Genomic DNA, 20,309 nt, shown 5'->3' on the forward strand with positions numbered 1-20,309 from the left:
GTAGGTTCGTCGGCAGCGTCAGATGTGTATAAGAGACAGTTTTTAATCTACCTCTCTTAAAATGTGTTCGTGGTTGAAAACATTCTAACCAAGAGGAGAGAAAATGACCCCTTTTCTTTTTACACAATTATATGGACTTAATCATTCTATCCTGCTATTTGAGGGTTATCCTCCACTTTAAGCGTTCTATCCGCTACTTTTTCAGTTTTATCCTCCACTTTTAGAATTCTATCCTGCTATTTGAGGGCTATCCTCCACTTTAAGCGTTCTATCCGCTACTTTTTCAGTTTTATCCTCCACTTTTAGAATTCTATCCTGCTATTTGAAGGCTATCTCTCATTTTAAACGCAAGGTGTCTGATAATTACAGCCTGTTATATAGCATTTCTATATGTTCTATTCCATCTTCTAAATAAACTTCTGATGTCTTTTCAAATCCGAAGCCCTCATAGAATTTTAGCAAATATGCCTGCGCAGAAATGCGGATTGCGTCTTCTCCAATATCATCTAGAATGTAATCAATTGCTCTTTTAACCATTTCCAGAGACAATCCCTTTTTTCTGTAGGTTTGCTTTGTTAATACTCTTCCGATTGCTGCTTCTTCATATGCTATTCCTCTGGGGAGAATCCTTAAATACCCAACTACCTCTCCTTGGTCTTCACCAAATAAATGATAAGCATTTTCGTCTTTTGAATCTAGATCCTGATAGACACATTCTTGCTCTACCACAAAAACTTCCGCACGAACCTTCAGTATCTCATATAGTTCTTTTACGGTTAATTCATCAAATTTTTTTATCTTCCAATCCACTTTTATAGCCTCCTATACTATTCAATTTCATAAAGTATAGCAAAAGTAGAATAAAAGTGGATCAGCCCCCTTAAAAGATTAAACTACATATCTATCTAGAAATTTACTTGCTTCACTATTAAACTTCCATAGGATTCCGAATTCTAACTGATAGGTTCTCCATCTCTTCTATGAGCAGTTTTCGTTTGGCTAATATCACCATATCATCCATCTCAGACCGTTAAATCATTTTCTAATTTTATATTCGTCACTTCTTGTAGAAGCCGCTGGAGGACAGCCGCAAAAATGGCGATAACTAGTGAAACAAAAATGATGAGGAGTCCCACTATTCCAAAAGGAGGATCCATTTTGTTTGTTATAAAATGAAAAAGTGGTGAAGCTAATAGGTGCAAGCCACTGATTATTATCGCACACCACTTTATGTACTTTAATGCTTTTACAGATAATTCCGAGAAAGCTGTATTGGCTTCAATGTACCGTAAAAGATTAAAAGCCTGATAGAGAGCAATGTAAAAAGGTACAGCCGATCCATACATCACAATGAAAATGAGATAATTCATTGGGTAAAAATTCGGATACAAACTCGATGCGAAATGAGCCATAGGAGGTACAAAAAATATACATAGGGCAAGAATGGCCATCCCAGCCAGAAGAATCATTACCTTTAAAAAAGATGTTAAACCTGGTTTAACATTCATTGAAAGCACCTCACTTATTTAATGACACTATAAATTTAACACGAAATTTATTGATTAACAATAAATAATAATTGTTTTTAATTATATTATTATTGTTATTTTTATATTTAACATTCATTGAAATATTCACAAGCGCCTTACTACATTAGATTGTAGTAAGGTTATTTAAAAAGCATTTGACTTTCCCCTGCACAGGAAACTGTATACTTGCATTAAGTTATTAGATTGGAGGTGATATTTTGTTTAAAATCAGTGAATTTTCTAGGCTAAGCAAAGTATCCTTAAAAACATTGCGCTATTATGATCAGATTGGCATATTAAAGCCGAGAAAGGTGGACCATGATACTTGCTACCGATACTATTCAGCAGACCAGCTACTAGAGCTCAATCGGATCTTTCTCTATAAGGAATTGGGGTTTACCTTGCCACAAATTATACGTTTGCTCCACGAAGATATTTCGTTAAAAGATATACAAGGGATGTTTAAGCTGAAAAAAAGTGAGATTCAACATATTATCCAGACGGAACAGGCCAAGCTTGCACGAATTGAAGAACGTATGCAACTTTTAGAACGAGAGGGTCAGGTGGAATCAGATCAAGAAATCCGCATCAAGGCAGTGGATGCTCAGCAATTCCTTTCTTTGAAAGCACGCGGGAGAGAAGAAGATATTCCAGATCTGTTTCGTACATTTAATCAATTACTAACAAAGGAAATGCGCCAATTAGCTCAAAGTCCTCAGGTTGTTTTATGGAAAGAAATAGAGGAGAAAGAAGACGAGTTTGAATTTGAAGTCGGCTATTTTTTAACCAAGGAGCTTTCATCACTCCCTGATACATTTCAACTACGGACTCTTCCTCCTGAGCCAATGATGGCCACAATGACCTTTCGTTCAGATTCTAACTTTGCTTGTACAGCCTGTGTTGATTTAGCTAACTGGATTGTAGAAAATAACTATCAAGTCAAGGAAAACGAACCAGGTAGAGAAATCTATTTACCATTATCTACAACCCAAAACGTGCAATTAATGGAGATACAAATACCTATTATAAATAGCTGAAAGAAGCGTGAATTGAGTTGAAAAATAAGCTGATTATCTATGTTTTATCACTCATTGTTTTCCTAATCGGAACCGTTGAGTACATTATTACAGGCGTTATTGAAATGATTGCCGTCGACTTTGGAGTAACGATTTCAGAAGCTGGGTTATTAGTGACTTTATTTGCCCTAGCAGCAGCCATTTTCGCTCCAATTCTCATTGCGCTCACGATCAATGTGGATCGCAAAAAGTTGCTTATGGCTACCGTTAGTGTGTTCATTATTAGTAACGGATTCATGTTTATCAGCTCTTCTTTTGAGTACGCACTAGGGATACGAATTATTCAAGGGGTTAGCGGAGGAATTGCTACAGTGGTAGCCATGGCAGTAGCTACTCGATTAGTTGAAAAAGAACGAAGAGGCCGTGCTATCGGCATCATTTTGATGGGACTAAGCAGTTCGCTCGTGCTGGGTGTTCCAATTGGCACATTTTTTAGCGAAATATTTGGATGGAGAGTTTTATTTATGCTGATCGGTTTATTAACTATTCTTCCACTGCTTATCATCTATAAAAAAATTCCAGTTATCAAGGAGGAAGAAGCTGTTACACTCAGGTCGCAGCTTTCGATTTTAAAAGATTCAAAAATTCTAACTGCCCTGGCGATTACTTTATTTTATGTCGGTGGCTACGCTACCCTATTTACTTATATTACGCCTTTCTTGCAAGCCACATCCCCTCTTTCTATGACTGAAATTAGTGGCATTCTATTTTTAGCTGGCATCTGTAGCTTTCTTGGCTCAAGAGTGGGCGGGCAATTGGCTGATGCAAAGGGTTCGCGTTTTACCATTTGTTTTGGATTGCTGTTACAAGGAGTAACGCTCCTCTTATTCGCATTAGCTGGTATCAATCTCTTTGTATTGATCTTGATTTTAATGATTTTTATGGTAGCAACTTGGAGTATTTCTCCTGCCCAGCAGCTCCTTCTTGTTACACTAGTACCTCGAAATCCAGACATTGCCCTAAGCATAAATACCTCCTTTATCCAATTCGGTTTTGCACTGGGGTCTGCATTAGGCGGGTTTGTCATCAGTCATACCTCTGTCCTAAATTTGAATTGGGTCGGTTTTGGTACTGTAAGCATGGCTTTATTCCTTGCTATCTGGCTATTCCAAAAATTGAATAGTAGAGTTGAAACCCCTATTATCACTAAAGTCAAATATTAATTTTTTTATCCTACCTTTATATTGAAAATGGCATATTCAATATGAAGGTAGCTTTTCTAAATATGTACTCTTGATTAAAAACATTTATATTTAAAAAATAACAGGTAAAAGCCCCATTGGATAAACCTGTGGCAGCTTCCACATCAATGCCATAGACTGGGCAAAAGTTTCGGCTCTCTGCTATTCCTTCCTTTTTAATAATAATCTTGGTCTTCAAGAATTTTTTAGGCAATGGATCGCAAACTTTTCTAAAAAATTCCATTTAAAATCATCTGTGGTAAAAATAGAAATATACTGGTATATTATAGGTTATATTCTATTTATTTCATGAAGGATGGTGCGTTGATGGATAAAACACTGGAAGATTTACAAAAGGAAATGATCGTTGAAGTAAAAAAGGGATTTCCCATTTTACTTTCTGGTGCGGTTGTCTTTTTACTTTTTACTCTAATGCCCTTAGTTTTGCCAATCGAAGCAGTTCGTTTAAGTTGGATATTTGGCTTAGGTGCCATTTTCCCTATCGGTTTAGGTATTAGTAAAATTCTTGGGATTAATTTAAACGCTACTGGCAATCCTTTAGGGACGTTAGGAGGAATCGTTGCCGCTCCTCAAGCTTTTTACATACCTGTATTTATCATTGTGTATATGAACATACCTGAATATCTTCCCTTTACAATTGGTTTACTTGCAGGCTCTCATTTTCTACCATACATATGGATTTATAAAAGTAAGGCTTATTTATTTGTGACTCTAGGCGTCTGCTTTTCTGCTCTGATTTTAGGTGGCTTCTTTGTCGATCAAGCCTTCACACTTGTACCTTTAGCCATTTCTATTGTGTATGGAATGGGCGTTCTTTTAATTCTAAGAGAACTTAAAGTCAATCCGATTTAATCACCTTCCTCTAGGTGATTTTTTTAATATTCCAGACCTCTTTTAATCTGAGAAAAAAGGATTCATTTCCTATCCCGTGCTTGTTCCTATACAATAAACCTATTAATAAATGAAAGGATGTATAGATGTGCTATTTCCATATCGTAATGATCTTAGGAAAACGTTAATACCTTACCTAAGCACACTTGATGAGACGTTTTGGTTTAAGACATCTGAGTTTTATCCAAATAATGTAGCATGGATTATTTCTCATTTATCAAGTAGCGAAGACTATTGGGTGAATGAAATTGGACTTAAAAATCCTTGTATATTAAACCTTCACGATGATTGTTCGCCTAAGGAAATACTAGATAGCTATATTCAAATTAGAAATTATACGGATGACATTCTACATACATTAGACGAATCGCAGCTCAATGAAATAGTCGAGGTGCCGAAGTTTTCCGATGGTTGGACGCCACCTTCCGTCCCTACACTTAACTGGTTGTTTCATCATGTTTACTCACATGAAGCTTACCATATTGGGCAAATCTCTGTTATCGCGCATCTTAGTGGATTGCCAAAGCCTTTATTTTAATAAAGGCAAAGCAATGAAAAGAACAACTTGTTTAAATGGAGGAACAGTAATTTGAAAAAATTTCGTGGGAAAAAGCGTTATTTCCGTAACTTATGGCGAGAAACAACGGCAGACCCATATGATGTAGACTTTGGCAAAGAAGGTTGGTTTGACTTGTGGCACACCCACCTTGATTTTTACGGGTATGGCAATAATAGTTTGAAAATACGAAGAGAGCATATAAAAGCACATATCGCCTTGTATAACCATTTATCAGAAAAGCTTTCGACACTCGGAAAACCCTATCAATTGTGGATGGAGTTCGTGGAGGAAGACGCTAGTTTGGATTCAGTAAATATACATACGCCTAATCCAGCTGAGGATAATTTCCCACTAACAATAGCAAATGTAGATTGGGATTGCCATGTCCCAAAATTCTTTAAGGATTTAATAAATCTGAACGAATTGAATGTAGGACACTATAAGCAGGAATCAACTAATAGCTATTTCATCCAGTCTAAAAATAATGGGGTGAAATTGTAAAGGCGGAAATCTACAAAAGGAAGGTTTCCTCCACCATACTCTCTGTTGTGGTGATTAACAGAATGCAGGTTTGTTCTTCACGTTTCTTCCCCTCTATCTCGTATGGAAGTAATGCCCTTTGCATCCCTCTCCCTTGGAAAACAATGTATATTCTATTATACTTAATAAAAAATGACTTGAGGATGGTGGGATGATTATGATGTTTGCTCCATTATTTGAACAGGATGTACCAGCACTTCTTCTTCCTTAACGGTAGAAGCGCTTTTTCTCCGTTAAGGGCATAGGTATCTATGAAAACGGAGGAAAAAACATGGGAAATCTAGTAATCGGCGCCATCTTTTTATCGCTTGCCGCAAGTATTTGGGGTGCTATGTATGTCGTCGTTAAAGTAGTGGTGGAGGTTGTGCCACCATTAGAGCTTGTTTGGATGCGTTATTTAATTGCGGTGATTGCACTCGGTATCATTGGTATCGTGATGAAGCAATCTTGGAAAATAGTGAAAAAAGATTGGCTGATTATTTTTCTTGTTGGACTTATCGGGAACACCATTTCGATTGTTACGCAGGAAATGGGTACAATGCTGTCCACTGCGCAGATGGGGGCAATCATTACAGCGACAACTCCTGCTTTTATGGTCGTCTTTGCCCGTTTGATTTTAAAAGAAAGCATTACGCTGAAAAAGTGTTTGTCCATCGCTCTTGCCACGATGGGCGTGGGGATCATTGTAGGTAACGGTCAAATCGACGTGACACAGCAATTAGGTGGACTCTACTTACTGCTTGCAGCCTTAACGTGGGCATTGATGTCGGTATTAATCAAAAAGGTGCCAAGCCATTACTCACAAATTGTTGTTACGACCTATACATCTTTGATTGCCGTGATGCTATTGACGCCCTTTGTCCTTCCAAGGCTACAGGATTTGGATCTAGCAAGTGTTTTGCAGCCAACGATTTCAGGGGGCTTGCTCTACTTAGGCATTGTCTCAACAGCTGGTGGTTTTTTACTGTGGAATAAAGGGCTTCAACTAATGAATGCGTCTAGTGGTGGCTTATTTTTCTTCTTTCAACCTATTGTTGGCACATTTTTAGGCTGGCTCTTATTGGGAGAGACGATCGGGCTTTCCTTTTGGATAGGCTCCCTGTTAATTTTTAGTGGCGTTTTTATTGTCATTCGAGAGGAATAAATCGAAGTGCGTTTCTATGTTAGATAGAGACGCACTTTTTATGTTGGCTCAGCTTATGGTCATTGAACGTCTTGTTGACACATATATTGCAAATGCCTAAAGGAGTTGATATTCTGAACATCTTTTTAGATAACTTAAAGGATTTTACTTTATTAATTTTTTTACTTGCTAGTATGATCTATTGTCGACAGCTAAAATTAACGAGGTGGCAACGAAAATTATCGATTGGTGAATGGGGCATGTACATCCTGCTCTCTATTGCCCTTCCCCTTTATGCAGTGCTTTATCTTGCTTTTCTTTTAGGAGCATAGGAAAATAAGACATCATAGGCTATTTTTGGAGGGATTTCATGTTTCAAACAATCGATCATTTTTTACAGTCTTGGGCATTTGAAGCCGCTGCTACGCAAAAATTACTTAATCACCTTACAGATGAATCGCTACATCAGGCAATCACTCCCGAAAACTGGACTTTAGGACGCGTTGCTTGGCACACGGTTACTGCAATTCGAATTATTACCTCGAATTCGAATTTAGCGTTTGAAGCCCCAGCAAAGGATTTTCCAGTTCCTACTTCTGCTCGGTTCATTGCAGATGGCTATCACCAAGCGAGTGAAGCCTTTGTGCAAGCGATACAATCGCAATGGACTGACAAGACAATGACTGAAACGATTGAATTTATTGGTCAACAAATGCCCAATGGTTCCCTGTTATTATTTTTACTACAGCATCAAAGTCATCATCGCGGTCAAATGACGGTTCTGATGCGTCAGGCTGGTTTAACTGTTCCAGGTATTTATGGTCCAGCGAAAGAGGAATGGGCTCAGTTTGGGTTGGAAGCTCCTCAAATGTAGCTAAGCTTGTGCCAAATAATAAAGAGGTTGTCTATTTTAAGACAACCTCTTTTATTTATTGACTATAAAGATGCTAGCCAGTTATTAGTATCAGCGATGGTTGGGTTAGCGAGGTAATGTCCGCCTTCAATTTGCAGTGTTTGGCCCGTCATAAATTTTGATTCGTCAGAGGCTAAAAATACAACTGCATGGCCAATATCATCCGCTTCCCCATGATATGGTAGTGCATTAAATTTCGCATAAATGGCCAGCATTTCTTCTGGCATATTGTTTTTCGCGGCAGGTGTTAATATAAGACCTGGTGCAACCGCATTACAACGGATATGATCCTTCCCAAATTGTGTGGCAATGTTTCTCGTCATATTCACCACACCTGCTTTTGTTGCCCCATAGGCTGTACGAATTTGGTCACTGGCGAATGCAGCCATAGAAGCCGTATTAATAATTGAGCCCCCGCCCGCTTTTTGCATATGTGGGATGGCAAAACGACTTCCTAGTAATATGGATTTTAAATTCACATTGACTAAGCGGTCCCACTCATCTAAATCAATATTTAATATATCTAAATCTTTCTTCAGGTTAGTTAGACCAACATTATTAAAGAGCACCGTTAATGAGCCGTATCGTTCTACAGTGAAGTTCACGGCCGCTTCAATGGAGGAAGCATCCCCTGCATCAAGGAAAACGGCTGCTGCCTCATACCCATTATTGACTAAAGTTGCTGCTGCTTCTTTAGCACCCTCTACATTAAAATCAGCAATGACTACTTTTGCGCCCTCTTTTGCTAACAAGCTAGCTGCTGATAAACCAAAACCAGAAGCTCCACCTGTCACTAATGCCACTTTATTTTTTACTCGATTCATCTTAATTCCTCCTTCAAATTACACAAAAAAAGAGCAAATCAGCTCTCCTGACGTAAAATAGTTTAACATTAAACTATTTATTTTTAAACTAATATCCACTTAGCATTTTTATAGCTCTACTGTAAACTTGCTAATTTTACAAAGATCATGAAGAGGGCATACATGATTCATTAAACATTCTCTATGTTCATAACGCAGTTAAATAGCATATTTTCAGGAAAAGAGTATACACTGCAAGATGGTAGTAAAGGGATTTATTTTGATATCTTCTTGGCATTTATAAAGATAGCACGAATCAGGAAACACCCAATCTATTCGTTCAAATAGCCAATTCGATAAAGTCAAATGAAGTCGCAACATTTATATATTTTCCTTCATCTATACAATGAATAAGTTGTTATGCTATAATACTTTAGAAAACCTCAAGGGGTATCAACCAATTCTGAGCTACAGTGATGCATATCGCTGTAGTTTTTTCTATGCTATAATTTCCTTAAACTTACATTACGAGGTGAGACTATGGAAACAAATACATATAGTTGTAAAGCCTGTGGCAGTCAATCTTTTTCTGAAGGGAAATTAGATGGCTATGCTGCTTTAAGACCCGTGAATACCATCTTTTCCTCAGGTTCACCCCTTATTTTCACTGTCTGTACCCAATGTGGAGAAATTGCCTCTATTAAAGCCACAAAACCTGAAAAGTTTAAGTAAAAAAAAGAGAGCATCATTTCAATAATGAAATTTGCTCTCTTGCTTTATGTTTCTTTATTATTCTTCTTTCTCCATGGATACGGCTTTTTGGACCAATTCCACATCCAAACAAAGAAATAGATGATGACCATTGTGATGACCATCATCGTCACATTTTCTCCCCATGCAATCGGCTCATGCTTCCTCCATTGATTCATTGTTCTAACAATGAAGTACAAAAAAGGATAAATAAAATAACCTACTTGATCCCGTCGCATTCAAACACGCCTCCTTATAGAAAAGATGAGTTTCCCTACTCACCAATCATTGTCGCAAGCTTCATCATCGTTTTCCAATTGCGAGCTGTAGCGGGCACCTCTAGCTTAGTTAGTTGTTGACTAAGCTTGGCATTGCGAATGCTATCGTGAAATAACAGATAGACATCTCTCCCCTTGATAATGCAGCGCTCTTTTTCACTTACATATTGTAATAACTTAGCTCCGTTCTCTTCAGTTGGAACTGTTGAAAGTAGTGCAACATGGAGACTTTCCCCTGTAGCTGTAGCACTTGCATCTGCTAAGTCTTGTTCTGAGAAAGGACAATTGTTCACAATAGAGCGGAATTCTTCAGCTGTACGGATAATTACTGTACTCGTGATAGTGAAGGTACTTTGGATGGTCTCTTGAATTTGCCGTTGCAAAAATTCTTCTGATTCATTCGATTCAAACAGGATATTGCCACTTTGAATATATGTCCGAATGTTTTGGAGCCCCAGTGGTTGCAGCGCGTCTCTCAATTCAGCCATTTTTAATTTATTGTGCCCACCTACATTAATACCTCTTAAAAGTGCTACGTATTTAGTCATTCGCTTCCACCTTTCCTGTTATCTATAGTATAGCAAGAGTTAGGGAATAATAGGAAAAAACTGCATCCTTTGACGGAAGGTGCAGCTTGATTGATTATATTAAACGGTAGATGTCGTCTATTAAACGATCCACATTTTCTTTGGTCGTAGCCCAGCTTGTGCAAAAGCGCACAACCGTATGGGTATCATCGTATGCTTCCCAAATGGAGAAGGAATATTTTTCTTCTAACGTTGGAAGTAGATGGTTTGGTAAAATTGGAAATTGCTGATTCGTTTTTGAATCATAGCGCATTGCGAAGCCTTTATCGAGAAATGCCTGTCGTATAAGCATTGCCATATCTACCGCATGATGCGAAATATCCATATAGAGCGTATCTTCAAATAGCGTTTCGAACTGAATGCCTAATAATCGACCTTTGGCAAGTAGCCCTCCTCTTTGCTTAATCATGTAGCGGAAATCCTTTTGGTACGCAGGATTCACGATGATGACTGCTTCTCCAAACAATGCACCCATTTTCGTACCACCAATATAAAATACATCACAAAGCTGAGCCATGTCAGCGAGAGATAAATCACTGTCTTGTGCCACTAGACCATAGCCTAAACGAGCACCATCTATAAACAGTGGTAAGTCACAGTCTCGGCAAACTTCACGTAAGGCTGTTAATTCTGCCTTACTATAGGTCGTGCCATTTTCTGTAGGGTGTGATATGTACACTAAGCCTGGCTGCACCATATGCTCATGAGTGCTATCCAGCCAGTGCGCATCATAGCAGGCTTTCACCTGTGCCGCAGTTAGTTTGCCATCCTCGCTAGGTAATGTCAGTACCTTATGACCCGTTGCCTCAATAGCTCCTGTTTCATGCACCGCAATATGCCCTGTACTCGCAGCAATGACACCCTGATGAGGACGCAAAATAGATGCTATCACGGTTGTATTCGTTTGTGTACCACCAACTAAAAAGTGAATGTCTGCCTGCTCCGCTGCAATCGCTTTTTTTATATAGGCTCTTGCTTTTTCGGAATGCTCATCCATACCATACCCTGGAGATTGTTCTTCATTTGTAGCCACTAACCGCTGCAAAATTTGTGGATGGGCACCTTCTGCATAATCATTTTCGAATCGAATCATATCAACTACTACCTCCAAATTCTCTCTATCTATTCCTCTATCTTACGCCTGTTGCTTCATTTTCGCTATATCTTAAAGAACAGTTCACAACTTCTCTAGTAACAATAGTTACTAGTGGTGAGGTGATGAAATTTTACATATGTACTTCGGAAGAGATCGGTGCAAAACAGACCTCCTCCGCTTTTTATCACGTTATAAAAAATTTGCTCTTAGTTCGATTACTTTGAATCCTCGTAAGCCAATTTACTAGCAATATCTCCATAATTCAGAATGGGCCACCTTCATTCCCCACCGGAGCCACAGGATGAGTCACTCGTAGTAGCACTAGAATCAGCACACTGTTGGCTGTCCTGGGAGGAAAGATATGCATCATTTGTTGAAAATTCGTTAGTGGAATGGATATGGTGATTGTGCTCATTTGATTTGCTGTTATTTTTATTTGCATTACTGACGATGCCTATGACAACGACAACTCCAACAAATACGATAAATAAAATCATTTATTCCAGCTCCTTTCATTCATTCTATAAATTGTAACATTAAATCAACGCTCGGTAGTACAGTTCTATGTAAAAGTGGCAATAGATAAAATAACACCACAATCGGAAATGATTGTGGTGTTTACGTTATGATTGCGATTTGCGAGTGGCAGATTTTTTTGAACGATTTCCTTCGCTCGAATTTTTCTTTTGCTCTTGTGTTAAAGCATTTTCTTCGCGCACATCTAAATCATCTGGACTTAAATCTGTCGCTAATTCCGCCAACTCTGACTGACGTTTATATTGCTTGCCCTTTGTCAAAATGATCACCTCCAAGTAGTATTACATTGCCCTATTTGGTTTGATCTATTCCCGCGACGGTATGAAATGATTATTTCTAGCTAAACTAATTGCACCATCTGCTGGTTCAAAAGATGGTGATAAGCTTGTAAATCTTGCTCATATAAACGCTGATAGGTCGCTAGGCTATGCTGTTTGATATAGTCAAAGTCCTTTTCAGGAACTAAGTGATGTGTATGGTTAAGCATCCATGCATTTTCCCAAGCCGTTTGCTCAAATTGAATATTCATTTCATGTTCTTCAATCAGCATGGCTAGTAGTTGTTCCTGACGATATATTTCTTTTAAGGCATGTTGCTTTTTCATCGTAAAGATTTCAATTGTACGTGGAAGTGACGCCTGTAATGCTTGTCGATCCACTGCATGACCTAGCTCATGAAGGGTCATTGTTTTGACATAAATTTCAAGTGAAGTTGGAAGCATTAGTTCATTTCTTGCCTCTACTAATCGTTTCGCATCAAATCCTACATAATCCCCAATAAAGTTATAGCTCATATTAATACCTGAATCATCTTGTTTTATCTTGACCGTCATGTTCACAGCCTGCACGACGGATTGAATTACCTGAAATAGTTCTTTATCTATAAGTTGTGTCATTCTCTCTATCCTCATTTCCTCTAAAAACAAATAGAAGCGGATTAAATATATACTACAATTAGGAGAAATTCAACAAATTTATCCTGTGGATTGAGAGGAACTTAACAACAAAAAAGGCGCCTGTAGTTTAAAACTACAAACGCCCTGTGTGTGAAGGGTTTCAAGCTATTTAAAAGTGATTAGTTATTGTTGTTATTTCGACGATTTTGATTGCCGTTGGAGTTGTTACTACGCTGTTTACTGCGTGCTTCTCCACCTTTACGTCCTATTTCTTCATAAAAATCGTCGTCGTGCTTTTCAGAGGTAGCTTCTCCGCCTTTGCGGCCAATTTCTTCATAAAATTCTTCGCCGTGGTTTTCAGCCGTAGCTTCTCCACCTTTGCGGCCAATTTCTTGATAAAATTCATGTCCATGATTTTTAGACGTAGCCTCGCCGCCTTTACGTCCTATTTCTTCATAAAAATCACGGTCATGATTTCTGGAGGTAGCTTCTCCGCCTTTACGTCCCGCTTCTTCGACAGTCATGTTTTCATTGTTGTTTCTGTTGCGATTGTTTTGCTTGTTAGCCATTTCTATTCCTCCTAAATATTTTTTTGAGCTTTTTACTAGCTCGCTATTTATATTCCCAGTCAAAACACATCTAAACATATTTTTTTAAAAAATTGATTTTCTTATTGTAATAGAATACTGTTAGGAGCTGATTGTTAACAAGCCCATCAATCATATACATGTACCCTTTCCAATATAATACTAATCTATAGTATGTCATCGATGATGAAAGAAGGGTGATGGAAAAATGACGACGCTCACAAAGCCATCTATTGGTTTAACACAATTTACAGACTTCACAATGAAGGGAAGTGCAGCAAAGACAAAGTTTGTGAAGGATATAAAATATCAGGGAGAGTACCATCCAATAAAAGATTATTGGAAAGCCTTGCGTGATGGATTAAAAAAATACCATGAGCATCGTTTTAATGATACCTATTTACTCGACATCGTGGATAACGCCCTTCCTGCACGCCAGAAAAATTACCAAGAAGCCGTCAAAGCCTATATAAGATTCTTAAAAAATAAAAACGTACAGTGGTTTGAACCAGGTAAGGCGAATTGGTATTGTGACGATTTAATTGTGCGTTCCAATCCTGAGCTCGGTTTAATCATTGACGATGTGCCCTATTTAATTAAGCTGTATTTTAAAGGAAAAAATGAGCGCATCGATAAACATAAATGTCGATCTGCCCTCACTCTTCTAAAAGACTCCCACTATGCGATTGAACATCCAGACTCTGTTAAACATGCCATTTTAAACGTGCAAAAAGGTCGCTTGATTACAGATGATGATTCAACAGACTATCATCAAATTGCCCTCGAATCGGATGCAGCTCAATTTATGTTTATATGGAATAGGCTCTAGCTAATTGGAAATAGGTACTTCCTTCAATATAAAATGACTGACAAAAATATATTCAGATATGATATTTTATATTCTAATATGATATGCTTTTATTCCATTACAAAAAGACATTCTTTATAGGATAATAAAAATAATCTAGAAAACAGAAAAAAAGGAAGTGCTATTATGAATGCTGAATTGGTGATGCAGGAGCTAGAGGCTCTTGGCAAGGAACGGACGAAAAAAATGTATATGTCAAATGGCGCCCATGAGCCGTTATTTGGTGTGGCAACAGGTGCCATGAAGCCTATTGCGAAGAAAATTAAAATCGATCAGGCTCTAGCAGAAGAGCTTTATGCTACTGGCAACTATGATGCGATGTACTTTGCTGGCATCATAGCAGATCCAAAAGCCATGACTGTGGAAGATTTTAATCGATGGATGGAGGCAGCTTATTTTTATATGCTGTCGGATTATGTAGTAGCGGTTACTTTAGCAGAGGCACCGATTGCTCAGGAGGTGGCAGATGCGTGGATTGCCAGTGGTGAGGAATTGAAAATGTCTGGGGGCTGGAGCTGCTATTGCTGGCTATTAGGAAATCGCAAGGACAGCGAATTTTCCGAGAGCAAGCTGGCTAACATGCTGGATGTCGTGAAAAATACCATCCACGACGTACCCGAACGTACAAAATCGGCCATGAATAATTTTTTATATACAGTGGCTATTTCCTATGTGCCGCTCCACGAACAAGCAGTAGCAACCGCACAGGCGATTGGTCCTGTAGAAATGAAGCGAGACAACAAGAAAAGCACACAGCTAAATGCTTATGAAACAATTCAAAAGGAAATAGAGCGAGGCAGAATTGGCTTTAAACGTAAATATGTAAGATGTTAATCATCCCACTTAAAAGGCATCTATCCTATATGGATGGATGTCTTTAAAAACGAAAAAAATCAATGAATAGTAATATATTTTTATTGAAAAACGATAAATTTTATTTTAAAATCAATATACTATTACCAGTGAGGTGTTTTGTATGAAACATAAAAAGGGGTCAACCATTTTCCTAAAGAGTGTGATTATGCTGCTAGGTATCCCTGTATTAGCTTTAGGACTATTTTGGCTACCTGGGATAGCCAGTAGAGATGCAGCGGCACATCCCGAATCCTCCTATTTGTCTTATCTTTTTTTACTCTATGTGTATGCACTATGCATTCCCTATTACACGGCGTTGTATCAGGCCTATCGCCTCTTAACGAACATCGACCAGCATAAAGCGGTCTCCAAATCATCTGTACGGGCTTTGAGAACGATCAAAAATTGTGCTCTCACTATTGTAGCCGGCCTTGCGCTAGGTATTGCATCAATTATGATAATGTTTACTGGCAAGGAAGATATTACAGGAATTATTACGCTGACACTTATCAGCATCTTTGTAACCAGTACGATTGCAACCTTTGCAGCCGTTCTGCATCGACTGCTCCAAAAAGCCATTGATCTCCAAAACGAAAATCAATTAACCGTATAACAAAATGGCACTACCAATCTTGACTGGTAGTGCCTTTTAATGGGTTAAAACTAATTTCCTATAAAAACATATCAAAATTCTCTTTTCAATAGTATAATAATTACATATTTTGAGAATTGGAGGATTTATATGAAGAAATTGGTTTTGTTGATGGCGATGCTTACATTATTTTTCACCACAGCCACTATTGCGAGCGCACATCCAGGGCGTTTAGATAGCAATGGCGGTCACAACTGTTCTGACAAATCAAAGGCTAAAGGGCTTTGTTCTGGCTATCATTATCATAATGGCAATGGTGGCAATAATGCAGGGTCTTCTTCAGGCGGTCAAAGTTATGCTACGCCAGCACCTAAAGCAACGGTAGCACCTGTATTAACGAAGGTTGCTGTCTATTTAAATGACGTGAAGCAAAATTATACGCCTAGCGCTTATATGAAAAATGGCACAACCTTAGTGCCAATGAAGGCAATCTTTGAATCTCTTGGGGCAACGGTTAGCTATGATAATGCAACGAAAAAAGTAACGGCAACAAAGGACAGTAAAAAAATTGTGATTGGTGTGGGGAATAAAACGGCTTATGTTGATACAAATGGTTCTGCATCAACAATCACACTCAGCCATCCTGCTGAAATATATCAAGGTACAACAATGGTGCCTTTACGCTTTGTCAGTCAAGCACTTGGCGCAAATGTAACATTTGATGAGGCAGCACTTGTTGTTTATATCTCAACTAAATAATGGACAAGTCTTAAGCAGTATGCTCCTACAAGGTGCTGCTTTTTTATTGTTTCTTAAAGTTAAAATCATACTTCTTGTTGATTTTACCAGCAATCGTTTCTAGAAATAAAGCCACTGTCATATTCTCGACTTCATTTGTATACCATGCTAGCTTTGCACCATAGTTCTTTTTATTATAATTCACTTCTAATGGCCAGAAATTTTTTGTTTTATACGTATAATCAAATTTTACATAGAGTTGCTTACCATCGGGACATTCCATCACCACCTGGTATAATGGATTTTTTCTTTCTTGTTCAAATTTTACTTTTCTTATTTTGGTTAACATCAAAACCCCTCCTCTCTTCTACTACATTCGACAAAATTTTGAAAAAACCTTTATTCAATGAAAAAGGATAAAGCTCGTGATGACATAGGAGCTTTATCCTACACAATTAGTTGGCTATAAATTTGTCGTAATAGCGTTTCAGCATGGTCGCCATTTGCTCTCTTGTTAAGGCGCCTGCTGGATTCATGTTCTTACTTCCATCGCCTCGGATAATGCCTTCGCTAATAGCCCACTCCCAAGCCTCTTTATGGGCTGCTCCCACTTCTCTGCTTGTTTGTAAACTAGCTTTTTCAGCTAGTAAGCTTTTCAACGTTTCTATTTCTTGTTTTAGCTCATTATATTGTGACACTGTTAATCCCTCCTCAAGCCCATTTTTAATATCTTGCTGGAACTGTGCTTCTGTAATCCCCATACTTTTTAAATAGTCAAAAGGATCTTTGTGCGTAGTGCCTCCTAGATTTTCCGCAATCCATCGATGTGACTTAATGCCGTTGCCGCTACCATCTAAAACAGTGGGAATCCCTGCCTCTATCGCAAGCTTACGTAACAGCCAAATATAAGCCGCATAGTCCTTTTTAAATTGTTCCTTATCAGCAGTCCGTGCCAATTCCACCTGGGCATAGCTATACGGATTTCCCTTTGGTCCACAGCCATATTGCACGCGATTGACTGGGGCTACTTGTACGATTCTTCCACCACCGCCTACCCAGTGAGAAACAAAGGCATTGGCTTTATTTCGATTCATATAGGCAATTTCGTTTTCCAATGCATTTGGACCTGTATTGCTGCCATTACCTGATTCATGCGCCACAACGTATTTGACTGCCGTTAGCGCTTGATTCGGTAGCCCTGACATCATCTGTTTTTCAATAACATAACTCATGTTGCACCGTCCTTTCCTATTATTTTTAGCGACTGACGCTATGTTATTCTTTTCTTCTTTTTGGGGTTTTTTAGGGTAAACAACAGATAATTAGAGGTTCCTTTTGAGGCTTATTAGCTTCTTTTCGCGCTTAAGGCTACTGCGATCGTTTCACCTCTCTTTCCTCGAAGCTATGAAGTGTGAATGTCACAAGGACATCCACTTACTATTAGTAAATGCGCGCACAAAAGTGTTTTCTAGTTAGTTGTGCTCTTTTACTATTTTTTCATTATGATTTTATAACCTCTTTTCTCGCTTCCAAGCATTGACAAAGTATTGTTTTCTGTAGTATTTTAGTTCTTCTAAAATATTGAAAGCGAGGAAAGAAAGTGTGCAGGCAGTAGAGATTATTCGTCAATTACCAAGCTTACACGGCTTTACACAGCTAGTGAAAATTAACAAAGGCTATTCACCTGATAGCAAGTATCTGGTAACAGTTGGTGAAACGCGCTATTTGGTGCGCTTGTCAGATCTAGCACATCATGACAAACGTGCAGTAGAGTTTTCCTTGCTCCAAGAGTTAGCAAAGCAGGGTGTAAGAACACATAAAGCCGTTGACTATACCTTGTTTCAGGAAGCCAACGTATCCGCAATGGTCGTTAGCTTTTTAGAAGAAACACCAGCAGATGAAATTATTCAGGAACTTTCTGACTCTGAGCAATTCCACCTTGGTCTTGCGGCGGGGAAAGAATTGAGAAAAATACATCAAGTGAGCCCTCCGCAAATAATTCATTGGGAGACAACACAGCTCAAAAAGTTTTCTACCTATTTGAAGGCATACCAACAAGATGCCTATCAACTTCCACAAGAAGCTAAACTATTGCGCTTTATTGAAACGCACTTACCACTGTTAAAGCAACGCCCCATCACCCTGCTTCATGATGATTTTCATCTCGGTCACATTATTTGTAAAGGACATACTTACAATGGGGTGATAGATTTTAATGGCTATGATGTGGGCGATCCTTATCATGACTTTTATAATCTTGCCTTGTTTAGTAGACGACAAAGTATCCCCTATTGTATTGGGCAGATTGATGGCTATTTTTCATCTTCACCAGACGATATGTTTTGGCAGTTATATGCCCTCTATGCAGCCATGACTGTCTTTTCAACCATTGTTTGGACTCGTCACTATGACCCACGCTCCTTTGACGATGCGTTGGAAAGAATTCACATGATTTTACAGGATCATGATAACTTTTCATCGATTAAGCCTTTATGGTATGCGGAGAATTTATTCACTCCGTAAGAGGGCTAAAATTTTTTGTCGTTCTGCTGCAAAATCAATTGTTGGCTGAAATTCTTGTTCCTGATCACCACGCTGCTGAAACCACTGCGGAATGATTTCCCGTCGTCTAGCTTTAGAATGTGATGACACTTGCTGCTTGTGGGCTTGAAAACGCTGCTGGTCGATAGCAATATCTGCAAGACTCTTTATGTTCTGATGGCACCAATTTTGTAAGATGCTCTCTACATACCGCCAGCGTAAAACATTATGCTCCACCGCTAGCTTCATCGCATAGATGACCATGTCCTCTGAAAAAATAGTGAGCCAGTGACGAATTTTACTAGCAATATAGGCTGTTTGTTTGCCAAAGCCTTGTTGCACATAAAAGTGGTAGGCAGTGTTAGTAGACTCCTTATCATCTTTATCTTTTAGTAATTGATTATTTAGTAAATTATTATTTAGTAGTGTGGGCTTTTCCGTCGATGGTACGACCGTTGACGAATTTCCCGTTGACGGTATAGCAGCACGTTTTGATGCTTCATAGACGAAAAATTCTACCCTACCGAACTTGCCGTCTTTTCCTCGTTCCTGTACTTTTTGAAGATAGCCCGCCTCTATGAGTTCGTCCAAAATTTTGGCTGTCGCTTCCCGCCCACATTTACTACGTATTGCTAAATCTGCAAGACTAAATGACCAATCATCTGGCAAAGACAGCATATAGGCAAGCAGACCCTTTGCTTTCCAGCTTAATTGCTCATCATTTAAAAATGCTTTATCCAAAACCACATAATTCTCCTTTTTGGCTACTCGATAAATCATGACGATCCCTCTTTCCATCTAATGTCCTTTCTAACTATATAAAGAAAATTTTTAAAAATGGGACATAAAAAAAGAACATGCCATGAAGCATGCTCTTTTAAGCAGGTGAAAAAATTTTTTTAGCGAATTCCTATAATAACAAGCGAAAGGTGGTAGAAAGAATGAATTTTGTAACGTCCCCTCTTACCAAGAAGGTGAATAATGTTTTTATTCATGTCCGAGATTTACGTCAATCAGCAGAATGGTATAGCCAACTTCTTGGTCTGCCCTTTTGTGAAGAGAAGGTAGTTTCGCCTGTCTACAATTTACCCATTTCCTCTGAGACGGGAATTACCTTAGACGATCACACATTTGATCCTGGCTTTCAGTTACAGCCGTCCAAGCATGTGTTGTTTAATTTCTACACAAACAATATTGACGATGCCTATCAGTCTATGCAAGACAAGGGCATTCCGATTGTTCGGCCTATAGAACGTTTTGATGACTTTGCTTACTTCAACATTCAAGATTTAGATGGAAATATAATCATGATCTGTAATGGGTAATGCAAGCAGCAGAAGCAAACAATT

The 20,309-nt window shown here is 38.5% G+C and carries 28 protein-coding genes; 15 read left to right on the forward strand and 13 right to left on the reverse strand.

The window, feature by feature from the left end; all coding sequences use genetic code 11:
* Window positions 1-363: 363 nt before the first annotated feature.
* Both BFM98_RS22720 and BFM98_RS22725 read right to left on the reverse strand, forming a co-directional pair.
* Window positions 364-810, reverse strand: coding sequence for a GNAT family N-acetyltransferase (locus BFM98_RS22720; protein ID WP_066038465.1), 447 nt, complete (start codon window positions 808-810; stop codon window positions 364-366).
* Window positions 811-1,022: 212 nt separating this feature from the next.
* Window positions 1,023-1,508: a DUF2975 domain-containing protein gene (locus BFM98_RS22725; RefSeq protein WP_066038466.1), complete on the reverse strand. Its 486-nt coding sequence runs from the start codon at window positions 1,506-1,508 to the stop codon at window positions 1,023-1,025.
* A gap of 239 nt (window positions 1,509-1,747) precedes the next feature.
* Here BFM98_RS22725 and BFM98_RS22730 point away from each other — a divergent pair, with 239 nt between their 5' ends.
* The 8 genes from BFM98_RS22730 (at window position 1,748) to BFM98_RS22765 (ending at window position 7,794) form a co-directional block, all read left to right on the forward strand.
* A complete protein-coding gene (locus BFM98_RS22730) occupies window positions 1,748-2,566 on the forward strand; it encodes a MerR family transcriptional regulator (protein WP_066038467.1) in 819 nt (272 codons plus the stop codon).
* A gap of 17 nt (window positions 2,567-2,583) precedes the next feature.
* Window positions 2,584-3,768 (forward strand): MFS transporter, encoded by a 1,185-nt coding sequence (locus tag BFM98_RS22735; RefSeq protein ID WP_066038468.1) that lies wholly within the window; start codon window positions 2,584-2,586, stop codon window positions 3,766-3,768.
* A gap of 345 nt (window positions 3,769-4,113) precedes the next feature.
* On the forward strand, window positions 4,114-4,659 hold the full coding sequence (locus BFM98_RS22745; protein WP_048393824.1) for a DUF7010 family protein: 546 nt from the start codon (window positions 4,114-4,116) through the stop codon (window positions 4,657-4,659).
* 127 nt (window positions 4,660-4,786) lie between these two features.
* A complete protein-coding gene (locus BFM98_RS22750; RefSeq protein WP_054549402.1) occupies window positions 4,787-5,236 on the forward strand; it encodes a DinB family protein in 450 nt (149 codons plus the stop codon).
* Window positions 5,237-5,287: 51 nt separating this feature from the next.
* A complete protein-coding gene (locus BFM98_RS22755) occupies window positions 5,288-5,758 on the forward strand; it encodes a hypothetical protein (RefSeq protein ID WP_066038471.1) in 471 nt (156 codons plus the stop codon).
* A gap of 310 nt (window positions 5,759-6,068) precedes the next feature.
* A complete protein-coding gene (locus tag BFM98_RS22760) occupies window positions 6,069-6,941 on the forward strand; it encodes a DMT family transporter (RefSeq protein WP_066038472.1) in 873 nt (290 codons plus the stop codon).
* Window positions 6,942-7,003: 62 nt separating this feature from the next.
* Window positions 7,004-7,252 carry a hypothetical protein gene (locus BFM98_RS23580; RefSeq protein WP_254660078.1) on the forward strand — a complete coding sequence of 83 codons (249 nt, stop codon included), beginning with the start codon at window positions 7,004-7,006 and terminating at the stop codon, window positions 7,250-7,252.
* Between the two features lie 38 nt (window positions 7,253-7,290).
* Window positions 7,291-7,794: a DinB family protein gene (locus tag BFM98_RS22765; RefSeq protein WP_066038473.1), complete on the forward strand. Its 504-nt coding sequence runs from the start codon at window positions 7,291-7,293 to the stop codon at window positions 7,792-7,794.
* A gap of 62 nt (window positions 7,795-7,856) precedes the next feature.
* Here the strand turns inward: BFM98_RS22765 and BFM98_RS22770 are convergent, their stop codons facing one another.
* On the reverse strand, window positions 7,857-8,657 hold the full coding sequence (locus tag BFM98_RS22770; RefSeq protein ID WP_066038474.1) for an SDR family NAD(P)-dependent oxidoreductase: 801 nt from the start codon (window positions 8,655-8,657) through the stop codon (window positions 7,857-7,859).
* Between the two features lie 519 nt (window positions 8,658-9,176).
* Between BFM98_RS22770 and BFM98_RS22775 the strand changes: the two genes are divergently transcribed.
* Window positions 9,177-9,368, forward strand: coding sequence for a hypothetical protein (locus BFM98_RS22775; RefSeq protein WP_048393836.1), 192 nt, complete (start codon window positions 9,177-9,179; stop codon window positions 9,366-9,368).
* 44 nt (window positions 9,369-9,412) lie between these two features.
* Here the strand turns inward: BFM98_RS22775 and BFM98_RS22780 are convergent, their stop codons facing one another.
* The 7 genes from BFM98_RS22780 to BFM98_RS22805 all read right to left on the reverse strand — a co-directional run bounded on the left by BFM98_RS22780 (window position 9,413) and on the right by BFM98_RS22805 (window position 13,348).
* Window positions 9,413-9,625 carry a hypothetical protein gene (locus tag BFM98_RS22780; protein ID WP_066038475.1) on the reverse strand — a complete coding sequence of 71 codons (213 nt, stop codon included), beginning with the start codon at window positions 9,623-9,625 and terminating at the stop codon, window positions 9,413-9,415.
* A 35-nt stretch (window positions 9,626-9,660) separates the two neighbouring features.
* Entirely contained in the window at window positions 9,661-10,212 is a 552-nt protein-coding gene (locus tag BFM98_RS22785) for a DUF1697 domain-containing protein (RefSeq protein WP_066038476.1), read from the reverse strand.
* A 94-nt stretch (window positions 10,213-10,306) separates the two neighbouring features.
* Window positions 10,307-11,344, reverse strand: a complete 1,038-nt coding sequence (locus tag BFM98_RS22790) for a threonine aldolase family protein (protein WP_066038477.1) — start codon at window positions 11,342-11,344, stop codon at window positions 10,307-10,309.
* 281 nt (window positions 11,345-11,625) lie between these two features.
* Window positions 11,626-11,844 carry a hypothetical protein gene (locus BFM98_RS22795; RefSeq protein WP_066038478.1) on the reverse strand — a complete coding sequence of 73 codons (219 nt, stop codon included), beginning with the start codon at window positions 11,842-11,844 and terminating at the stop codon, window positions 11,626-11,628.
* 126 nt (window positions 11,845-11,970) lie between these two features.
* Window positions 11,971-12,153 carry a hypothetical protein gene (locus BFM98_RS24100; protein WP_227744851.1) on the reverse strand — a complete coding sequence of 61 codons (183 nt, stop codon included), beginning with the start codon at window positions 12,151-12,153 and terminating at the stop codon, window positions 11,971-11,973.
* A 71-nt stretch (window positions 12,154-12,224) separates the two neighbouring features.
* Complete coding sequence (locus tag BFM98_RS22800) at window positions 12,225-12,779, reverse strand: hypothetical protein (RefSeq protein ID WP_054549408.1); 555 nt, start codon at window positions 12,777-12,779, stop codon at window positions 12,225-12,227.
* A gap of 179 nt (window positions 12,780-12,958) precedes the next feature.
* Window positions 12,959-13,348 (reverse strand): KGG domain-containing protein, encoded by a 390-nt coding sequence (locus BFM98_RS22805; protein WP_066038479.1) that lies wholly within the window; start codon window positions 13,346-13,348, stop codon window positions 12,959-12,961.
* Window positions 13,349-13,574: 226 nt separating this feature from the next.
* Between BFM98_RS22805 and BFM98_RS22810 the strand changes: the two genes are divergently transcribed.
* The 4 genes from BFM98_RS22810 (at window position 13,575) to BFM98_RS22825 (ending at window position 16,440) form a co-directional block, all read left to right on the forward strand.
* Window positions 13,575-14,195: a hypothetical protein gene (locus BFM98_RS22810; protein WP_066038480.1), complete on the forward strand. Its 621-nt coding sequence runs from the start codon at window positions 13,575-13,577 to the stop codon at window positions 14,193-14,195.
* A gap of 165 nt (window positions 14,196-14,360) precedes the next feature.
* A complete protein-coding gene (locus tag BFM98_RS22815; RefSeq protein ID WP_066038481.1) occupies window positions 14,361-15,068 on the forward strand; it encodes a DNA alkylation repair protein in 708 nt (235 codons plus the stop codon).
* Between the two features lie 142 nt (window positions 15,069-15,210).
* The gene (locus tag BFM98_RS22820) at window positions 15,211-15,702 is read left to right on the forward strand and encodes a DUF2975 domain-containing protein (RefSeq protein WP_066038482.1); all 492 of its coding nucleotides are present in this window, start codon (window positions 15,211-15,213) and stop codon (window positions 15,700-15,702) included.
* 129 nt (window positions 15,703-15,831) lie between these two features.
* Window positions 15,832-16,440: a copper amine oxidase N-terminal domain-containing protein gene (locus BFM98_RS22825; protein ID WP_066038483.1), complete on the forward strand. Its 609-nt coding sequence runs from the start codon at window positions 15,832-15,834 to the stop codon at window positions 16,438-16,440.
* 43 nt (window positions 16,441-16,483) lie between these two features.
* Here the strand turns inward: BFM98_RS22825 and BFM98_RS22830 are convergent, their stop codons facing one another.
* Both BFM98_RS22830 and BFM98_RS22835 read right to left on the reverse strand, forming a co-directional pair.
* Complete coding sequence (locus BFM98_RS22830; protein WP_048393855.1) at window positions 16,484-16,768, reverse strand: hypothetical protein; 285 nt, start codon at window positions 16,766-16,768, stop codon at window positions 16,484-16,486.
* A 106-nt stretch (window positions 16,769-16,874) separates the two neighbouring features.
* On the reverse strand, window positions 16,875-17,651 hold the full coding sequence (locus tag BFM98_RS22835) for an N-acetylmuramoyl-L-alanine amidase (RefSeq protein ID WP_048393857.1): 777 nt from the start codon (window positions 17,649-17,651) through the stop codon (window positions 16,875-16,877).
* Window positions 17,652-18,021: 370 nt separating this feature from the next.
* Between BFM98_RS22835 and BFM98_RS22840 the strand changes: the two genes are divergently transcribed.
* The gene (locus BFM98_RS22840; protein ID WP_066038484.1) at window positions 18,022-18,942 is read left to right on the forward strand and encodes a phosphotransferase family protein; all 921 of its coding nucleotides are present in this window, start codon (window positions 18,022-18,024) and stop codon (window positions 18,940-18,942) included.
* Here the strand turns inward: BFM98_RS22840 and BFM98_RS22845 are convergent.
* Window positions 18,928-19,740, reverse strand: coding sequence for a DnaD domain protein (locus BFM98_RS22845; RefSeq protein WP_048393860.1), 813 nt, complete (start codon window positions 19,738-19,740; stop codon window positions 18,928-18,930). The genes BFM98_RS22840 and BFM98_RS22845 overlap by 15 nt on opposite strands.
* Window positions 19,741-19,901: 161 nt before the next feature.
* Here BFM98_RS22845 and BFM98_RS22850 point away from each other — a divergent pair, with 161 nt between their 5' ends.
* Window positions 19,902-20,285 carry a VOC family protein gene (locus BFM98_RS22850; protein ID WP_066038485.1) on the forward strand — a complete coding sequence of 128 codons (384 nt, stop codon included), beginning with the start codon at window positions 19,902-19,904 and terminating at the stop codon, window positions 20,283-20,285.
* Window positions 20,286-20,309: the final 24 nt, after the last annotated feature.

Origin of the sequence: Lysinibacillus sp. AR18-8 (genome assembly GCF_001705465.1) — a bacterium.
Lineage (GTDB): Bacteria > Bacillota > Bacilli > Bacillales_A > Planococcaceae > Lysinibacillus > Lysinibacillus capsici.